The sequence below is a fragment of the Pseudanabaena sp. CCNP1317 genome (assembly GCF_034931345.1).
Taxonomy (GTDB): Bacteria; Cyanobacteriota; Cyanobacteriia; order Pseudanabaenales; family Pseudanabaenaceae; genus Pseudanabaena; species Pseudanabaena galeata.
Genome location: NZ_JAYGIF010000159.1, coordinates 1 through 16,997, shown reverse-complemented (window position 1 = coordinate 16,997; position 16,997 = coordinate 1). Strand labels below are relative to the sequence as shown.

Genomic DNA, 16,997 nt, shown 5'->3' with positions numbered 1-16,997 from the left:
AGGCATAAGAAAACTTAAAAAGCACGGATTAAGATCCCCGACTTTTTCTAAGCAAGCAAAGATAATTTACAAATCCACAAAAAAAGTCGGGGATCTGGATATTTACAGATTTCTTTTGATGACCTACTTACTACTTAAAGCCTCAATAAACTGTACGCCATGTCCCGCACCCAAACATCTAAACCTGTAGCTAAATCTGCCAAGAAAGGATTTGCCCGATCGCCAATATCCATCGAGTTAAGCGCTTGCCTAATTGTCAAAAATGAGGAGCAGCGCTTACCAAAATGCTTGGAGAGTCTAAAGGCACTTGTTGATGAAATTATTGTTGTCGATACAGGATCGAGCGATCGCACCGTAGCCATTGCCAAAAAATATCAGGCACGAGTATTTCATTTTGAGTGGTGTGATGATTTCTCACAGGCGCGGAATTATGCGATCGCACAGGCTAAGGGCAAATGGATTTTAGTAATTGATGCCGATGAAGTTTTGGAGCAAAGTGCGATCGCTATTTTGCAAGAGGTGATGCAGCGAGATGATTGTTTAGCCGTCAATCTTTTGCGCTCGGAAATAGAGGCAAAGCAATCCCCCTATTCCTTAGTATTACGACTATTTCGCAATCATCCTGCGATTACTTTTACAGGACTCTATCATGAATCCATCGATCAATCAGTGGTATCTTTACAAACTCAAGAAACCCATTGGCAAGTCCTAAATATAGAAGTTCCAGTTTTACTGCATTATGGCTATACGGATAGCGAAATCCTACTAAAGCATAAGCTCGAATTTGCCAAACAATTAATGCACAAGCATTTAGCAGCCTTTCCTGATGATAGTTATATGCTCAATAAACTGGGCGCTTTGTACATCAGTAGCAATCAAAACAGCGATCGCAATTTAGGAATTGAACTGTTACAAAAAGGACTAACGTTAATTGATGAACCAGAACAACAAAAGTTAATTCGTTGTGAACTCTATTACCATTTGGGACTTGCCTATCAACAAAATGGAGATTGGGAACCAGCCAAGAGCGCCTATGAACAAGTGATCGCGCTAGATGTTCCCAATCTTGTGAAGCTTTCGGCTTATCTCAATCTAGGCAATATCTATCAAGAACATCAACAAAAAGAAGCGATCGCCTATTTTGAAAAGGCAACTCAAATCGCTCCCAATTTTGCCCAAGGACATTTTAATTACGGAATTGCGCTCAAAACATCAGGACGTTTTACCGATGCGATCGCTGCCTATCAAAGAGCAATTTCCCTTGAGCCTAATTATGCCGATGCATATCAGAATTTAGGTGTAGTACTGATGAAAGTAGGCTATTTCCCAGAAGCGATCGCCTCCTTCACCAGAGCAATCCAACTCCACGAGCAACAACAGAACTATGAAACTGCGGAAATCTTGCGATCGGCTTTAAAAGAATTTACGTAAGGGTTCTGCAATTTAATTTTGATGGCGCGGCTTTGCCGCGCCATCAAAAATCGGGTTCTTATTTTAAAGACTTAAAGGCAATTCATGAATTGCCCTTACTTGTGTTTTGTAAAGATTTGATTTGCTCACCAAGATTTTTCGCTAAAATTGCCCGATTAGGACAAACGGAAACTCCTGCATTGCGTAAAGCCTCAGCAGCCCATGTATTGCAATTAAAAGCCGAGAAATATCTCGGCACAGCCGCATAGAAACTACTCACTCCATATTGACCTTTCCCGATCGCTGCTGAGCGATCACCTTTTTCATTAACTGCAAAGGTCTGCTTCACATGAGCAAATAAATTTTGAAATCCCGCCTCTGATAGCTCTATCGGCAAAATAGGAAATTTAAAAAATTTCTCAGGTGCTTCTGCAAAGCTTGTCACATGCATCACGCTATCCGATGGAATAAAAACAGCCCTCAGCATCGAAGGAATCGACTGATCACCCGCAAAATAAAACTGGCGATCGCCCCATCCCACTTCCACAAATGGAGAGTCTTTCCATTCTTCTACACCAAAGTTTTCTCCTCGCTGTTGCGCCCATGCTAAGCCCGAATGCCATTCATGCTGGACAAAATAAATCGTGCGAGTTTTTACGTTTGGTGCAGGAGGAAATAGCCCCGCAGGTGGACTAGGGCAATAGAGAAAATAACTGGCGATCGCGATCAAAATCCCCAGTAATATTCCTAGAAATATTGCAGTTTTCTGCTTACGGGTCATGGGCAATTTTAAAAATATTGTCTATGCTCCAATTATCATAATGTGTTAATGCTAACTTTGAGGATGGGCGGCGCTTTGCGCCGCCCATCCTCAAAGTTAGTGTAATGTAAAATAAAACAAATTAATTACCTTCCTATGGAGTTGTGCTATGGTTTCGCAGCTAACCATCCCATCAACTGAAATTATTTACCCTGAAAGCGATGGTCAGCCCATGGCAAGTAATACAACGCATTTCATTTGGATTGTCACAATCAAAGAAAATCTTGACTGGTTTTTTAGTCAAAATCAAAATAGTGATCTGAAGATTTTTGTTGCAGGCGATTTGTTGTGGTATCCCGTCCAAGGTCGTAACGATCTCTCGACTGCTCCTGATATCATGGTAGCGATCAGTAGACCAAGAGGACATCGAGGCTCTTACAAACAATGGGTAGAAGATAATATTCCGCCACAAGTTGTATTTGAGATTCTCTCTCCCTCTAATACTCAAGAAGAAATGGATAAGAAACTCCTGTTCTATGATCGCTATGGAGTGGAAGAGTATTATATTTATGACTATGAAGCTAATCGCTTATTAGTGTGGCTAAGACAGGGTGACAGTCTAGCGCCTCTCGTTATTGTTCGTGGTTGGCAAAGCCCTAGATTAGGAATTCAGTTTGAAATTAATGATGAAACCTTAAAAATGTTTCATGCTGACGGTAATCCTTTCTTAAATTATGCCGAAATCCAAGACTTGCTAGCAAAGGAGCGTCAACGTGCCGACTCAGAAAAACAACGTGCCGATCGCCTTGCGGCAAAACTTAGAGAATTAGGAATTGAGCCATAAAAAAGAAAGGGTGCTTTGCACCCTTTCTTTTTAGTTACGCAGATCGGCGATCGCATTTAGCGCAACACTAGCGATCGCTTGATCAGTCGCCTTAGGCAAATGGTAATACTTACCACCACCTGCGGCGGCGAGTTCTTTGGCAAAACCAGTAGATACGAATTTGTTTTCCGTATCAATCACCAACAGCCCCAAATTCAACGCCCGAATCTTACGACAAATATCGATTAATTCAGCTTTGATATCAGGCTTATTTTCAGGATCGATGGGTTCACCCTGCGATCGCGCCAGTGGTACATTGCCGCGCCCATCCGTAATCGCCACAATCGTCACCGAGCCAACATCGCCCGACTGTCTAGCATTCATCGCCACCCGCACCGCCTGAGTCAATCCATGGGCTAGAGGCGAACCACCACCACAGGGCATGGTATCGAGACGACGACGAGCCGCCTCAATGGAACGGGTGGGCGGTAAAAGCACATCGGCTTTTTCACCTCGGAAGGGAATTAGCGAAATTTGGTCACGGTTTTGATAGCTATCGGTCAACATCCGCAAAGCCGCACCCTTAGCTGATTGCATCCGATTTAATGCCATCGATCCAGATGCATCTACTAAGAAAATCGTCAGCGCTCCTGCCTTACGCGCTAGCTTCTTTGCTCTGATATCCACATCCTCAACGATCACTTTGCGATGGGGTTGACGCAATCTTCTCGCTTTTTGATAGGGAGCCGAGGCGCGGAGGGTAGCATCTACTGCGATGCGATCGCTTTTCCCTTGAGGCAAAACTGGCTTGATGTAACGCCCACGCTCTTGGGAATAGATGACGTTGCGCGTACCCGATCGCCCTTGCTTTTGCATCGACTGAGCAAAAAACAGAACTTCAGGATCGAGAATTACACCTTCAGGATCAAAGACAAACTCTTCAGGAATTTCAGGAGATTCATCTTCCTGCTCTTGATCTTGTTCCTGATCCTCCTGATTATCATCCTGCTCCTGTTCGCCATCATCTTGATTTGGAGGCGGTGGCGGGGCTTGTTGCTGCTGTTGTTGTTCGGGTTGTTGCTGCTCTGGCGAAAGAGGCGATCGCGGCACGATTACTAGTTCCACTGCTTGACGCAAATCATCTGCATTAACTTGAGTCCGACTTTCAAGAGCCGCCGCCGCCTTCGCTACCCGCAAAGCAAATAACTCAGCACGATGTCCTTGCACTCCACCCCGCACTGCTTCGGCAACGAGATACTGAATCTGCGCCCTAGAAATGGTCACATCAGTGAGCCATTCTCTCGCCAAAATAATCTGTGTCCGCAGATCGTCAATATCCGAGTCATAACTACTCAAAAATGCTTCAGGAGAATTGGCATAGCCCAGTACCATATCTACAGCTTCCACTCGTTGATCGAGGGAGAGAACTCCATCAGCCGAAAGATTAATCGCAATCCGATCCATCAGATGTTCGCCTAAAATGCCCTCTTCAGGGTTATAGGTTGCTATCAGCAAAGGTTGACAAGGATGTTGGTAGCTGATGCCTTCGCGTTCGACTTGGTTATAGCCTGTGGAGAGAACGGAAAGCAACAAATTAGAAATCTGAGGATCGAGTAAATTAATCTCGTCAATATAGAGAACGCCACGATGGGCTTCTGCTAAAATCCCTGGCTGAAATACAGTCTGACCTTCGCGCACCGAGCGACTCACATCCACAGAACCAATCAGCCGATCTTCGGTAATTCCCAACGGAATTTGGATGAATGGCGCAGGAATAACTTTGGTGACAATTTCACTCTTGTCTTTGTCCTTCATAGCCTTGACTAGAGCATCGTCCCATGTGTCGGGCTTAGTAGGATCACAGTTACTAAGCGACTCAACAGCAACTTCGATGGGAGGCAGCAGTGCATGAATCCCACGAGCAAGGACGGATTTGGCAGTGCCGCGTCTACCTGCGAGGGCAATGCCACCGATCGCAGGATCGATCGCTGCTAGCAGTAAGGCGGTTTTAATCGCTTCTTGACCGACCACAGCAGCTAGAGGAAATGTGATGGGTGTGTTGGAGATGTTTGTGGTTAGGGGCAGCGAAGATACCATGCGATCGAGTTATTAGGTTGAGAAATATAAAAGTTTTAGGAGATGAAATTTTAAGCTTCGAGCCAATTATAGCGTTTAGTAAGTAGCTACTCCTTTCCCACCAAAGAATTAGTGGTGCTTTGCGCCGCACCACTAATTTCAAAACTAAAAATGTCATCGCCATTTTTAGTTTTGAAAACCCTTGCTAGATCTGGTTTTTAATTCACAAAAGTGTGGCTATACTTTTCGTACTAACTACCGCCAACAGTACGAAAAACAATACTTTATTTTCGCAAAGGCTTACTAGGAAAGCTTTTGTCAAAATCAAGTAATATGGATATATTATGGCGCGATCGCAATTTAAAAATCTCACAAATTACCTCCGTCCTTTCTGGAGTGACCTAGCTATCGGTACGGTTGCCTTACTTTTGGCAAACATGCTCGGCACATATATCCCTTGGCTGATCAGAGTCTCAGTTGACGATCTTAGTAAGATTCAGGCTATGGATTCTCAAAACCTGATGCATTATGTGTGGCTGATTATTGGTTTGTCGTCCCTGATGTGGGTCATCCGCATGGTATCGCGTGTATGGATTTTTGGGATTGGTCGCAAAATTGAATACAGCCTCAAGCAACAAATTTTTGAGCATTTACTCAAGCTACCACCGACTTATTTTGCCAACAATTCCGCAGGCGAGACAATCAGCATTGTCACAAGCGATGTGGAAAATATTCGCCGCCTAATGGGATTTGCCCTACTTAGCATCATCAATTCAGTATTTGTATATAGTCTGACCTTGCCAGCGATGATTGCGATCGATCCGATGCTGACTTTGCTATCAGTTTCTGTTTATCCGATCATGTTGGTGATCGTGCAGAGATTTAGCGGTCAGTTGCGTGATGAACAATTAGAAGTGCAAGAAGAACTATCAAATGTCAGTTCGCTTTTACAAGAAGATCTCAATGGCATGGCTTTGATCAAAACCTATGCTCAGGAGGAGAATGAACGGGGAGCTTTTGGGAAATTAAACGATCGCCTACTAGATGCAAATCTGAGAATGGCACGCAGTCGGAATATTTTATTTCCATTACTGGGTGGAATTGCCAGCATTAGCTTCTTGGTATTGATTTGGTTTGGAGGCGAAAAGTTAGCAAACCCAGTAAATACAACTTTCAAAATAGGTGATTTACTGACCCTGATCATTTATGTGGAAAGACTAATTTTCCCAACGGCAATTTTGGGCTTTGTGATGGTGACTTATCAGCGTGGATTAGTAAGTATTGGGCGCATTCAAGGTATTCTCGATATGCCACCAGCGATCACGGATCAATCAGATGCGATCGCCCTTAATAAAGAGAAAGTTACAGGAAAAATTGAAGCTCACGATCTCACTTTCATCTATGCTGGTGCTAGCCAACCTGCGCTCAATAATGTCAACTTCACAATTTATCCCAGTGAAACTATTGCTATTTTGGGGACTATAGGCTCAGGGAAGTCCACTCTTGCTAGTGCTTTGATGCGTTTAGTAGAAGTTCCATCCAATCAAATTTTTATTGATGGTATTGATATTACAAAAATGCGGATTGAGGATCTCCGCGCAATTATATCTTTCGTGCCGCAGGATAGTTTCCTATTCAGCGCAACGATGCGCGACAACATTCGCTATGGCAAACCCCAAGCTTTCGACCATGAAGTTGAGAACTTTGCCAATCAGGCGCGTATCGAACAAGAGATTCTCAAGTTTCCGAAGCAATATGACACCCTTGTTGGGGAGCGTGGCATTACATTGTCTGGGGGGCAGAGACAACGTACAGCCTTAGCTAGAGCTTTGCTAGTCGATACCCCAATTTTGGTATTAGATGATGCGCTTTCTAGTGTAGATAATCAGACTGCCACAGGGATTTTAGGAAATTTTCCTGCCAATAAGACCGTGTTATTTATTACACATAATCTATCGGCTGCTTCAACCTGCGATCGCATTATGCTTATGGATGCAGGTAAAATTGTCCAAGTAGGTACTCACGCCGAGTTACTGGCTGAGTCTCAACTTTATCAGAAGCTCTGGAATCAGCACAAACTTGAAACTGCTATCAAGTGATATCAAGTATATGAATTAACGAAAGTGTAGCAACACTTTTGTTAATTCAAAAAAACGAGTTTAATGTTTCCAGCGCCAAAGGCTCTGGAAACATTAAACTCGTTTTCATAATGAGAATTGCTGGAATAATTAGGAGAGGGAAGATTTGCGGTGCGATCGCTGATAGGATAAAAAACACTAGTGTTATTGCCCTGTACAGCATGGATTTTCAGTCGGTTATTTTGGCGTTGCAAAAATATTGGAGCGATCGCGGATGTCTGATTGCTCAACCCTACGACACCGAGAAGGGTGCAGGCACAATGAGTCCACATACTTTCTTGAGAGCGATCGGTCCTGAGCCTTGGAGCGTCGCCTATGTCGAGCCATGCCGTCGTCCCACCGATGGACGCTATGGACAAAATCCAAATCGCTTGCAACATTACTATCAATTTCAGGTAATTCTCAAGCCATCCCCCGATGATGTGCTGGATCTATATCTCAATAGCCTCAAACATTTGGGCATTGATCCCGCCGATCATGATGTACGTTTTGTTGAAGATGATTGGGAATCACCGACCCTCGGTGCGTGGGGTGTCGGTTGGGAAGTGTGGCTAGATGGAATGGAAGTCACCCAGTTTACATATTTTCAACAGGTTGGCGGCTTAGACTGTCGCCCCGTTTCTGCGGAAATCACCTATGGGCTAGAGCGTCTAGTTATGTACTTGCAAGGGGTGGACTCGGTATACGACATTGTGTGGCGATCGCATCCAACGCTAGGCGACATTAAATATGGACAGGTGCATCACCAAGGTGAAGTCGAGCATAGCGGCTACAACTTCGGCAACTTCGGCGGCAAGCCGCAGGATTCTGACTTACTGTTCCAATTGTTCTTGCAATACGAAAAGGAAGCAGGAAATTTATTAGAGTCTGAACTAGTTTTACCAGCCTTTGACTACGTGTTGAAATGTTCGCATTCCTTTAACTTGTTGGATGCGAGAGGCGTAATTTCGGTGACTGAGCGGGTGCGCTATATCGGACGTATTCGCAATTTAGCTCGCCAAGTTGCCAAACTTTATTACGCCCAAAGAGAAGCACTAGGATTTCCTTTAGGTGCTGAGCTAGCAGTCTCAACCTGACACCAAAGAGAATAGCGCCGCTATTCTCTTTGCTTTTTAATAAAAAAGTCAGCCATAGGCTGACTTTTTTATTAAGTATTGCTATAGCAATTCAAAACCCAAATAAATGAACGTGAGTTCGATATCGCCATTTGCGTCGTGCTTGGCACGCCGCAAATGGCGATATCGAACTCACGTTAAATGAATGCGGCGCTTTGCGCCGCATTCATTTAACGTGAGTTTTATGTTTTTACGTTGCTGTAGCTTCTTTTGTTAAGGATTATTAACTAGTTTCTCATATTCACCTTGGATAAAGAACTGATCTCGTATTGTCATGGATTAAGACTTTAAAAACGATTTTTACAAATTTGTAGTTTTTCATAAAATTCATGTATAAACCTTTTCTTGACTACCTAGAACAGTCTCTATTTCAAAGGTTTGACTTGCAAAGCCGTTTGATACCAGCAGGTTTAGAGTCTTGTGTCAGCGATCGCGGTCGTAACCCTGCAACGATTCGCAGTTGGTGCTACCAATGTCCAGAACTTCGGAAAATTCGCTATACATACATTGATGCAGGTGCAAGCGCCCAAATTTTTAATAGCGTCATCTATCCTAGTCATAACTATGACTTGCCATTACTAGGGATTGATTTCTTGTCTTTTGGATCAGTCAAGAATTTAATTGTGATGGATTTTCAGCCATTATTTCAAGATCGGGGCTATTTAGAAAAATACATTTATCCTCTCAAAACTTTGCACGATAAGTATCCAGACTTAGCTCAAAATCTGGAAATGAAGTTTTATGATGCCAATCAATACTTCTCCAAATATTTATTGTTTGCAAAGACCGATCCTGAAACCGTGAGAACTAGAGTACTAGAAGCATTCAAAGATTATTTGAATCTCTATTGGACAATGCTTGACGATGCGAAACCTCTAGTAGATCAGTCAGATATTCAGCGAATCGTCAAAGCCCAGAAAGACTATGACCAATACAGCGCCGATCGCGATCCAGCCTCTGGACTTTTCAGTAGTTACTTTGGTCATGAATGGTCAGAGAAGTTTTTGTATGGATTTTTGTTTGAAGATGCCAAGCCCCTAGCAGTGACCGCTTAAATGACTCTATATCAACCTTTTTTAGATCATGCGATCGCCTATTTAAAAGAGCGATTGCCCGATTTACATTCTTATCCAATCCCCGAAGGCTTCGAGTCGAAATCGGCGATCGTGGGCAAGGGCAGCCATCAGAACGAAGTTTTGACCACTAGTCATGGCTATCAGTCATCGAAGCTACGACAAATTCGGGCAGCTCATGTGCAGGGTGGAAGTTCCCTTCAGGTTTTAAACTTTGTGATTTTTCCACATTTGCACTATGACTTGCCATTCTTTGGGGGCGATCTGGTGACTCTTCCTGGGGGGCATTTGATTGCGCTGGATATGCAACCATTATTTCGTGATGATCCTGACTATCAGGACAAATACACAAAGTCGATCCTACCGATCTTTGCATCCTATCAACAGCATCTAACTTGGGGTGGTGATTTCCCTGAAGAAGCAAGTCAGTTTTTCTCCCCTGCGTTTCTCTGGACTCGCCCCAAAGAGAATGAAGTGGTGCAAACCCATGTATTTAATGCTTTCAAAGATTACCTTCAGGCTTATCTAGATTTTTGCGATCGCGCTGAGCCTGTAACTGATCCACAGAAGTTAGCCGAAATTAGAGAGGCTCAACTCAGATATTTACGATATCGAGCGGAAAAAGATCCTGCTAGGGGTATGTTTACTCGGTTCTATGGATCTGAGTGGACAGAAGAGTATATTCATGGATTTTTGTTTGACCTAGAGCGCAAATTGGAACAAGTCTAGTCTGTTACGATTTATATCATTCATCTTCATCTCAAACCCAATGTCCAAAATGATTTGAACCTATGCAGTTATTCCTACCACAGACTTACAAATTGTTTGGGTAGCTTTAATATCGCTAAACTGGGTTTATATCCAAACTGCTTCCTTTCCAGTGATTATTCTCATTTGGTGGTGTAGATGGTGCTGGCAAGGGGGAAACTGTTAATTTGCTCTATGGATGGATAGATCCACATTATCTAGAAACCCATGCCTTTGGAGCCGCTTCTGATGAAGAGCGTGAACGTCCAGAGTTGACGACTCTGACGAGTCTTAGCACCAAAGGGACGTATCAGCATTTTATTTGGGTCATGGTACACCCGTCCCATCATTGATCGTGTCTATGGGAAGACTAAAAATACGGATCTTGACGTAGATTTGTTGCAAATTATCTAAACAAAAGGAAACCCCAAACAGTGGCGGCGCAAAGCGCCGCCACTGTTTGGGGTTGATGTCCTAGCTATACAAAAAACATATTTTTTGATCAAAAATCTGCTTTTGCGCCTACTTCAAGCAGATCCAGCAATTGTTGCTGAAAATACAGCAAATTTTAAAACAAGAATGAAAAAGGTACGGCTGTCATAGCTAGAACCGCCTTTTTACGTGGGATCAATGGCGATCAGTAGCCCAAAAACGAGCTCTCGAAACAAGCCGTCATATATTGTGACAATCTGTAATAAAAAATGATCCAACGACATAGTATAAACAAATAGGTTAGAAATTAAACCAATGAAATAAATGAACAGCAATCATTTGCCGCTCATTTGTAAGTCAAGGGTGAACAAACTAGCTATTTATAAAAACAAAGTTTTTCTAAATTTCTCAACAGAGAAAATCAGAAACAATTAAAATAGCTATTAACAATTAAAGGACTGCATTAGTTGGTTTGAGATTGTTGACTGTCTAAAAAAATAAAAGATAATTACTCAATAACTGGAGATAACAGTATTATGTACGACGCATTTGCAAAGGTAGTATCCCAAGCTGATTCCAGAGGCGCTTATATCAGTGCTTCCCAAATTGATGCTCTTAACGCAATGGTTGCCGATGGCAGCAAGCGTTTAGATGCTGTAAACCGCATCACCAGCAACTCTTCTGCAATCGTGGCTAATGCTGCTCGTGCTTTGTTCGCTGAACAACCTGCTTTGATCGCTCCTGGTGGAAATGCATACACCAGCCGTCGTATGGCAGCTTGCTTGCGTGACATGGAAATCGTCTTGCGCTATGTGACCTACGCTATCTACTCTGGCGATGCAAGCATCTTGGAAGATCGTTGCCTCAATGGTTTGAGAGAAACCTACTTGGCTCTTGGTACTCCTGGCGCTTCCGTTGCTGTAGGTATCGGCAAAATGAAGGATGCAGCGATCGCAATTGCTAACGATCCTAACGGCGTAACCCGTGGCGATTGTTCTGCTCTTATGAGTGAAATCGGTAGCTACTTCGACAAGGCTGCTGCTGCTGTTGCCTAGTCTGGTCTTGTCCAGTTTTCAGTCAGCAAGTATTTTTACGACAAATTAATTGGTCTTTAGACCAAACCTCACTTAACAAACTTATTTTTGGAGAACATCCCACAATGAAAACCCCTTTAACCGAAGCAGTATCCGCCGCCGATTCTCAAGGTCGCTTCCTCAGCTCTACCGAAGTTCAAGTTGCTTTTGGTCGTTTCCGTCAAGCTACCTCTGGTCTAGCTGCTGCTAAGGCTTTGAGCGAAAAGGCTGATTCTTTGGCTTCTGGCGCAGCTAACGCTGTATACAGCAAGTTCCCTTACACCACCTCCATGACTGGTGCTAACTACGCTTCTACCCAAACTGGTAAAGACAAGTGTGTACGTGATATCGGCTACTACATCCGTATGGTTACATACTGCTGCGTAGTTGGTGGTACAGGTCCAATGGATGATTACTTGGTTGCTGGTATTGCAGAAATCAACCGCACCTTTGATCTTTCTCCTAGCTGGTACGTTGAAGCTCTTAAGTATGTTAAGGCTAACCATGGTTTGTCTGGAGACTCTGCTGTTGAAGCAAACTCCTACATCGACTATGCAATCAATGCACTTAGCTAATTTTTTCTAAGAACCAAAAAGCACCCCAATGGGGTGCTTTTTGTGTTAAATCCAATAAGCAAAAGCGGCGCTTCGCGCCGCTTTTGCTTATTATGTACTACAAAGCTTTATTAAAATTATGAATGAAGAAACTGGTATTCCAGACGATAATTTATTAACCATTGAACAAGCGATCGCAAATCTCCAAAGTGAAGACTTGGGGTTACGGGTTTATGCGGCTTGGTGGTTAGGGCGTTTTCGGGTGAATGTACCAGAAGCGATCGATCTTTTAATTGATGCTTTAGCCGACGAAGCCGATCGCACTGAGGCAGGTGGCTATCCATTACGACGCAATGCAGCAAGGGCGTTGGGGAAATTGGGCGATCGCCGTGCTGTAACGGCTCTAATTAAATCTTTGGAATGCGATGACTTTTATGTGCGTGAAGCTGTGGCTCAATCGTTAGAAATGTTGGGCGATGATTCCTGCATACCTTACCTAATTGAGTTAATCAAAAATCCTAACTCTGAAGCTAGCGCCGACTCAGAACCAGAACATCCTTACGATGCATTTCTCGAAGCATTGGGAACATTAGGTGCAGTCAAAGCGATTCCGCACATTTTGCCATTTTTAGATCATCCGATTCCTAAAGTGCAATATGCTGCGGCTAGAGCGATGTATCAGCTTTCGGAGCCTGCGGTTGCCGATCAATATGGCGATCGCTTAGTTTCGGCTCTTGCCAATGATGACTTACAACTACGACGGACAGTTCTTTCGGACTTAGGGGCGATCGGTTATTTATCGGCAGCAGAAGCGATCGGTAATACGATGGCTGAGAATAGCCTGAAGTTAATTTCTCTTAAAGGTTTGTTAGAAAAACAAATAGTTCTAGCGACTCCCCCAGATTTGACCGAAGGAGCAATTAGAGTCATGGCGTTGATGGATGAGTTGTTATAGCTATCGCCAAGCATATTACCTAAGAAGAGAAAGTGGCGCGAAGCGCCACTTTCTCTTCTTGTTTTCTTATAGTGACGGCAAACAAATAAAAGGGTCGCTATGCGACCCTTTTATTTGTTTTTTTATGAAGCAATTAGAGTTTTGGTACTGATGGATGATTTATTGTAGAGTAGAGGAGCGCAAAGAGCTTCTCTAACCTATCTATATGACTGATCGCCTTTCCCAACTTATCCAAGCCGTAGAAGAAGCAGATTCTTCCAAACTATTGCTCGAAGCAGTACAAAATCTGGCGGCGGCTCGTTTAGAAGGTGCTATCCCCATATTGATTGAGGCACTAAGTTATAACAATCCAGGAGCCGCAGTTGCATCTGTGGATGGGCTAATTTTACTGGGAAGCGCTGCTGTACCGTCTTTGCTCGAACTCCTAGATATGCATAATTACACAGCACGCGCATGGGCTATTCGAGCTTTAGCAGGGATTGGTGACCCACGGGGTTTGGTAACTTTGCTTGGAGTGGCAACTGCGGACTTTGCGATGAGTGTACGTCGCGCCGCCGTTAAGGGTTTAGGTACAATGAAATGGCATTGGTTCCCTGATGAACTAAGGGAAATCGCTCAAGAAGAAGCCTTAGATGCTTTATTATTTGTAGCGCAACAAGATGAAGAATGGGTGGTGCGCTATGCCTCAGTGGTGGGCTTACAGTCTTTGGCGATCGCGATCGCTGATGTACATCCCACATGGCTAGCAGAAATTCAAACGCAATTCAATTTGATGTCTTGTAATGATGAAGTTCTCGCCATTCGTGGTCGGGTTTGGCTAGCTCAACAAAAGCTTCAGCAAAAAATTCAACAAGTTAAATCTATTAATACTCATGAGTCTACACAAATATCAGAGACTGAAGAGAAAAAATCACCGCTAACTTCTAATGATTGGCAAGATATTCTCAATCAACTTTATGAAATTAAGCGACAAGAGCGCATTAATTCTGGCAGTGAAGGCGATCCACGTCGGTTTCAGCAATTAGCCGCAGCGATCACCGAGACAAATAATTAACTGGTGTTACGCGGAGGTCTGTAAAGCCCTCACCCCTAGCCCCTCTCCCGAAGGAGAGGGGAAAAAGAAAATAATATGGGTTTTGCTCCCCTTCTCCTGCGGTAGAAGGGGTTGGGGGATGAGGGTTCCACGGAACATCAGTAATTAATACCAAAACACAAAATGGCTACGCCATTTTGTGTTTTGGTATAACGTCAGTAATCCTCAAGGAATTTCCTCACGTTTTTCTCTAAAACCTAGCTCCATTAAAGCCTTACGGATTTTTGCTTTAGAAGGCTGAACCTTGGGCATAGCTAAATTAAGCTCCCTTGCTGTTTCCAGCATTTGCCTAATTAAAATATCCAGCAAGTTATCATCCACATCTTCTGGAACCTGCTCAATCCTGCCTTGATAAGCCAAGGTATATAGCTCTAAATGATGCTTGCCCATGATTTTGGCTAATTTTCGCAATGTCTCAGGCGTAGGGCAAGTTCCTTTAAAGCAAGCACCACGTAGTCGTGGTTGTGGTACACCAGCCAACTCGGCGAGATGGTTCATACTAATGTCTTGTTCTTCTAAATATTGAAGAACATATAGCCCTAGCGGTGAGCAATCTTCGTTTTTGACCTGTAACCTTGGTGGCATCTTTTACTATCAACAATTTTGTTAGATTTTTAGAAAGGGTGTTAATCTAACATTACTGAACGATTTTATACTAATTATAGCGATCGCCCTTATAGGCAGAATAAACAAGAGGCTAAAGCCCTTGCCACATAAAGGGGCATCATCAAAACTTCCTTACAACCACTAAGATGGACAGCGCTAAAGACCGCTGGCTCTACAGCAATTATTAGTCAAGCTAAGTATAAGAAATTTTTTGAATTCGGCTTAAACGCAAATCGCCGTAAAATTTAGATTATGCCAAAATAATCACTATGAAACCAATTCGTATTTTCTATTTCTCAGATGTACTTTGTATTTGGGCTTACATTGCTCAAATTCGTTTAGAAGAACTAAAGCTTGCCTTCCCTGACAATATTGAAATTGAATATCACTTTGTTTCCGTATTTGGAAATGCCCATGAAAAACTAGAGAAGGGATGGCGTGATCGCGGAGGATTAACTGGTTATAGCAATCATGTTAAAGAGACTGCAAGTAAGTTTGAACATATCTCTGTTCATCCTGATGTTTGGACTCAAGAGATTCCTGATTCTTCCCTGTCAGCACATTTATTTCTGCGTGCTGTGCAATTGCTAGAAGTGAAAGGATTAGTACCAAAGTCGGACAAGGTACTAGAAAAGACAGCTTGGGCATTTCGCGAAGCATTTTTTACTCAACTTGCCAATATCAGCGATCGCCACATTCAGTTAGAAATTGCCAAAAAACTCAAATTACCCAAAAAAGCAATTCAATCCATTATTGATAGTGGTGAAGCCTATGCCAGTCTATTTAAAGATATGGAATTAGTGAAAGAGCATAATGTTACTGTCAGTCCCACCCTTATCTTTAATGAAGGTAGGCAAAGACTCAATGGCAATGTCGGCTATCGCGTTATCGAAGCCAACATTCGCGAGTTGCTTCACAATCCTGCGGGTGAGCATTCATGGTGTTAACCTTCATCGCCAAGATAAGCCTCAATCACTGCCCGATCGCTTTTGACAATTTCAGGTTTGCCGATCGCAATTAACTGTCCAAAGTCTAAAACTGCAATGCGATCGCAAAGTCCCATAACTAGGGGAACATGATGTTCGATGAGCAAAATTGTTAGGGCAAAGCGATCGCGCAAACTGCGGATAAAATCACTAAGTTGTCCTTTTTCATTGGGATTCATCCCTGCGGCGGGTTCATCTAGCAGTAATAACCTTGGTTGTAGGGCAAGGGCGCGAGCAATCTCCAGACGACGCTGATCACCGTAGGAGAAGTTTTTGGCTTTGACATCAGCACGATCTCTTAAGCCCACTAGTTCTAATAGTTCTAGGGCGCGATCATAGGTTAGCTTTTCTTCTTTATGAGTTGGTGGTAGACCTAAAACTCCATTCCAAATACCTGAAGTAGTTCTAAGATGTCGAGCGATCGCCACATTCTCTAAAGCCGAAAGTTCACCAAATAAACGGATATTCTGAAATGTGCGAGCAATTCCAAATTTTGCAATTTGGTAGGGACGACGATTAGTGATTTCTTGACCACCGTAGAGAACCTTGCCACTACTAGGAGCAATTAGTCCTGTAATTGTATTGAACAAAGTCGTTTTGCCTGCTCCATTGGGACCAATCACACCAAAGATTTCATTTTCCTGTACATCAAAGGACACTTCATTCACCGCCACTAAGCCCCCAAATCGGCGAGTTACTTGCTGAATAGCTAAAGTTGATTGACTTATATTCATAAATTTTTTGATTTTGAGCGGCGCTATATTGCGAGAGAAGACTTATGGTAATTAAGATAGCCCAACTATGTTCCTGTGTTTCTGAATAGGTTTCACCATATTATAGGCCATTTGCTTTTATGCCAATTCACGGAAGCGTAACAACACTTCCGTGAATTAAAAGCCAAGCCCAGTAAGGGTTTTAAAAACACAAAATGGCTATGCCATTTTGTGTTTTGGTATTATAGAGGCTTTCATTGTGCCTACGGCACAATGAAAATTAAATTGGCAAAACACTATAGCAATGTAAGTTTTGCGCCAATTCAAGGATGAAATGCAACACCTAGAGATCTTTGCGTAAAGGGACTCATAAGGATATTCTGATATTAATCACAATAATTAGGATACCCTCATGAGCTTTGTCCATCTTACCACCACAGAAA

Annotated in this window: 16 protein-coding genes; 12 read left to right on the top strand and 4 right to left on the bottom strand. The window is 43.0% G+C overall.

Features of this window, described 5'->3' with window-relative positions:
• The first annotated feature begins 159 nt into the window (after positions 1-159).
• Complete coding sequence (locus VB775_RS25000) at positions 160-1,431, top strand: glycosyltransferase (RefSeq protein WP_281008240.1); 1,272 nt, start codon at positions 160-162, stop codon at positions 1,429-1,431.
• An 82-nt stretch (positions 1,432-1,513) separates the two neighbouring features.
• Here VB775_RS25000 and VB775_RS24995 read toward each other — a convergent pair whose 3' ends face one another.
• Positions 1,514-2,191, bottom strand: a complete 678-nt coding sequence (locus VB775_RS24995; RefSeq protein ID WP_281008239.1) for a DUF2459 domain-containing protein — start codon at positions 2,189-2,191, stop codon at positions 1,514-1,516.
• A gap of 148 nt (positions 2,192-2,339) precedes the next feature.
• Here VB775_RS24995 and VB775_RS24990 point away from each other — a divergent pair, with 148 nt between their 5' ends.
• Positions 2,340-3,014: a Uma2 family endonuclease gene (locus tag VB775_RS24990; protein ID WP_281008238.1), complete on the top strand. Its 675-nt coding sequence runs from the start codon at positions 2,340-2,342 to the stop codon at positions 3,012-3,014.
• Between the two features lie 30 nt (positions 3,015-3,044).
• Here VB775_RS24990 and bchD read toward each other — a convergent pair whose 3' ends face one another.
• Positions 3,045-5,090, bottom strand: coding sequence for a magnesium chelatase ATPase subunit D (gene bchD / locus VB775_RS24985; protein ID WP_281008237.1), 2,046 nt, complete (start codon positions 5,088-5,090; stop codon positions 3,045-3,047).
• Positions 5,091-5,413: 323 nt separating this feature from the next.
• On the opposite strand from bchD, the gene VB775_RS24980 reads away from it, so the two are divergent.
• The 9 genes from VB775_RS24980 to VB775_RS24940 all read left to right on the top strand — a co-directional run bounded on the left by VB775_RS24980 (position 5,414) and on the right by VB775_RS24940 (position 14,210).
• Positions 5,414-7,168, top strand: a complete 1,755-nt coding sequence (locus VB775_RS24980) for an ABC transporter ATP-binding protein (RefSeq protein WP_281008236.1) — start codon at positions 5,414-5,416, stop codon at positions 7,166-7,168.
• Between the two features lie 200 nt (positions 7,169-7,368).
• Positions 7,369-8,283 (top strand): glycine--tRNA ligase subunit alpha, encoded by a 915-nt coding sequence (gene glyQ / locus VB775_RS24975; protein WP_281009371.1) that lies wholly within the window; start codon positions 7,369-7,371, stop codon positions 8,281-8,283.
• A 368-nt stretch (positions 8,284-8,651) separates the two neighbouring features.
• A complete protein-coding gene (locus tag VB775_RS24970; protein ID WP_281008235.1) occupies positions 8,652-9,377 on the top strand; it encodes a 15,16-dihydrobiliverdin:ferredoxin oxidoreductase in 726 nt (241 codons plus the stop codon).
• Positions 9,378-10,124, top strand: a complete 747-nt coding sequence (locus VB775_RS24965; protein WP_281008234.1) for a phycoerythrobilin:ferredoxin oxidoreductase — start codon at positions 9,378-9,380, stop codon at positions 10,122-10,124.
• Between the two features lie 206 nt (positions 10,125-10,330).
• Positions 10,331-10,495: a hypothetical protein gene (locus VB775_RS24960; protein WP_281008233.1), complete on the top strand. Its 165-nt coding sequence runs from the start codon at positions 10,331-10,333 to the stop codon at positions 10,493-10,495.
• Positions 10,496-11,110: 615 nt separating this feature from the next.
• Positions 11,111-11,629 carry a phycocyanin subunit beta gene (locus VB775_RS24955; protein ID WP_281008232.1) on the top strand — a complete coding sequence of 173 codons (519 nt, stop codon included), beginning with the start codon at positions 11,111-11,113 and terminating at the stop codon, positions 11,627-11,629.
• Positions 11,630-11,733: 104 nt separating this feature from the next.
• Positions 11,734-12,222 carry a phycocyanin subunit alpha gene (gene cpcA / locus VB775_RS24950; protein WP_281008231.1) on the top strand — a complete coding sequence of 163 codons (489 nt, stop codon included), beginning with the start codon at positions 11,734-11,736 and terminating at the stop codon, positions 12,220-12,222.
• Between the two features lie 118 nt (positions 12,223-12,340).
• Complete coding sequence (locus VB775_RS24945) at positions 12,341-13,156, top strand: HEAT repeat domain-containing protein (RefSeq protein ID WP_281008230.1); 816 nt, start codon at positions 12,341-12,343, stop codon at positions 13,154-13,156.
• Between the two features lie 205 nt (positions 13,157-13,361).
• Positions 13,362-14,210 (top strand): HEAT repeat domain-containing protein, encoded by an 849-nt coding sequence (locus VB775_RS24940; RefSeq protein WP_281008229.1) that lies wholly within the window; start codon positions 13,362-13,364, stop codon positions 14,208-14,210.
• Between the two features lie 204 nt (positions 14,211-14,414).
• On the opposite strand, the gene VB775_RS24935 is transcribed toward VB775_RS24940, so the two are convergent.
• The gene (locus VB775_RS24935) at positions 14,415-14,834 is read right to left on the bottom strand and encodes a helix-turn-helix domain-containing protein (protein WP_281008228.1); all 420 of its coding nucleotides are present in this window, start codon (positions 14,832-14,834) and stop codon (positions 14,415-14,417) included.
• A 290-nt stretch (positions 14,835-15,124) separates the two neighbouring features.
• Here VB775_RS24935 and VB775_RS24930 point away from each other — a divergent pair, with 290 nt between their 5' ends.
• Entirely contained in the window at positions 15,125-15,802 is a 678-nt protein-coding gene (locus tag VB775_RS24930; protein WP_281008227.1) for a DsbA family oxidoreductase, read from the top strand.
• Here the strand turns inward: VB775_RS24930 and VB775_RS24925 are convergent.
• On the bottom strand, positions 15,799-16,575 hold the full coding sequence (locus VB775_RS24925; RefSeq protein ID WP_281008226.1) for an ABC transporter ATP-binding protein: 777 nt from the start codon (positions 16,573-16,575) through the stop codon (positions 15,799-15,801). The genes VB775_RS24930 and VB775_RS24925 overlap by 4 nt on opposite strands.
• Positions 16,576-16,997: the final 422 nt, after the last annotated feature.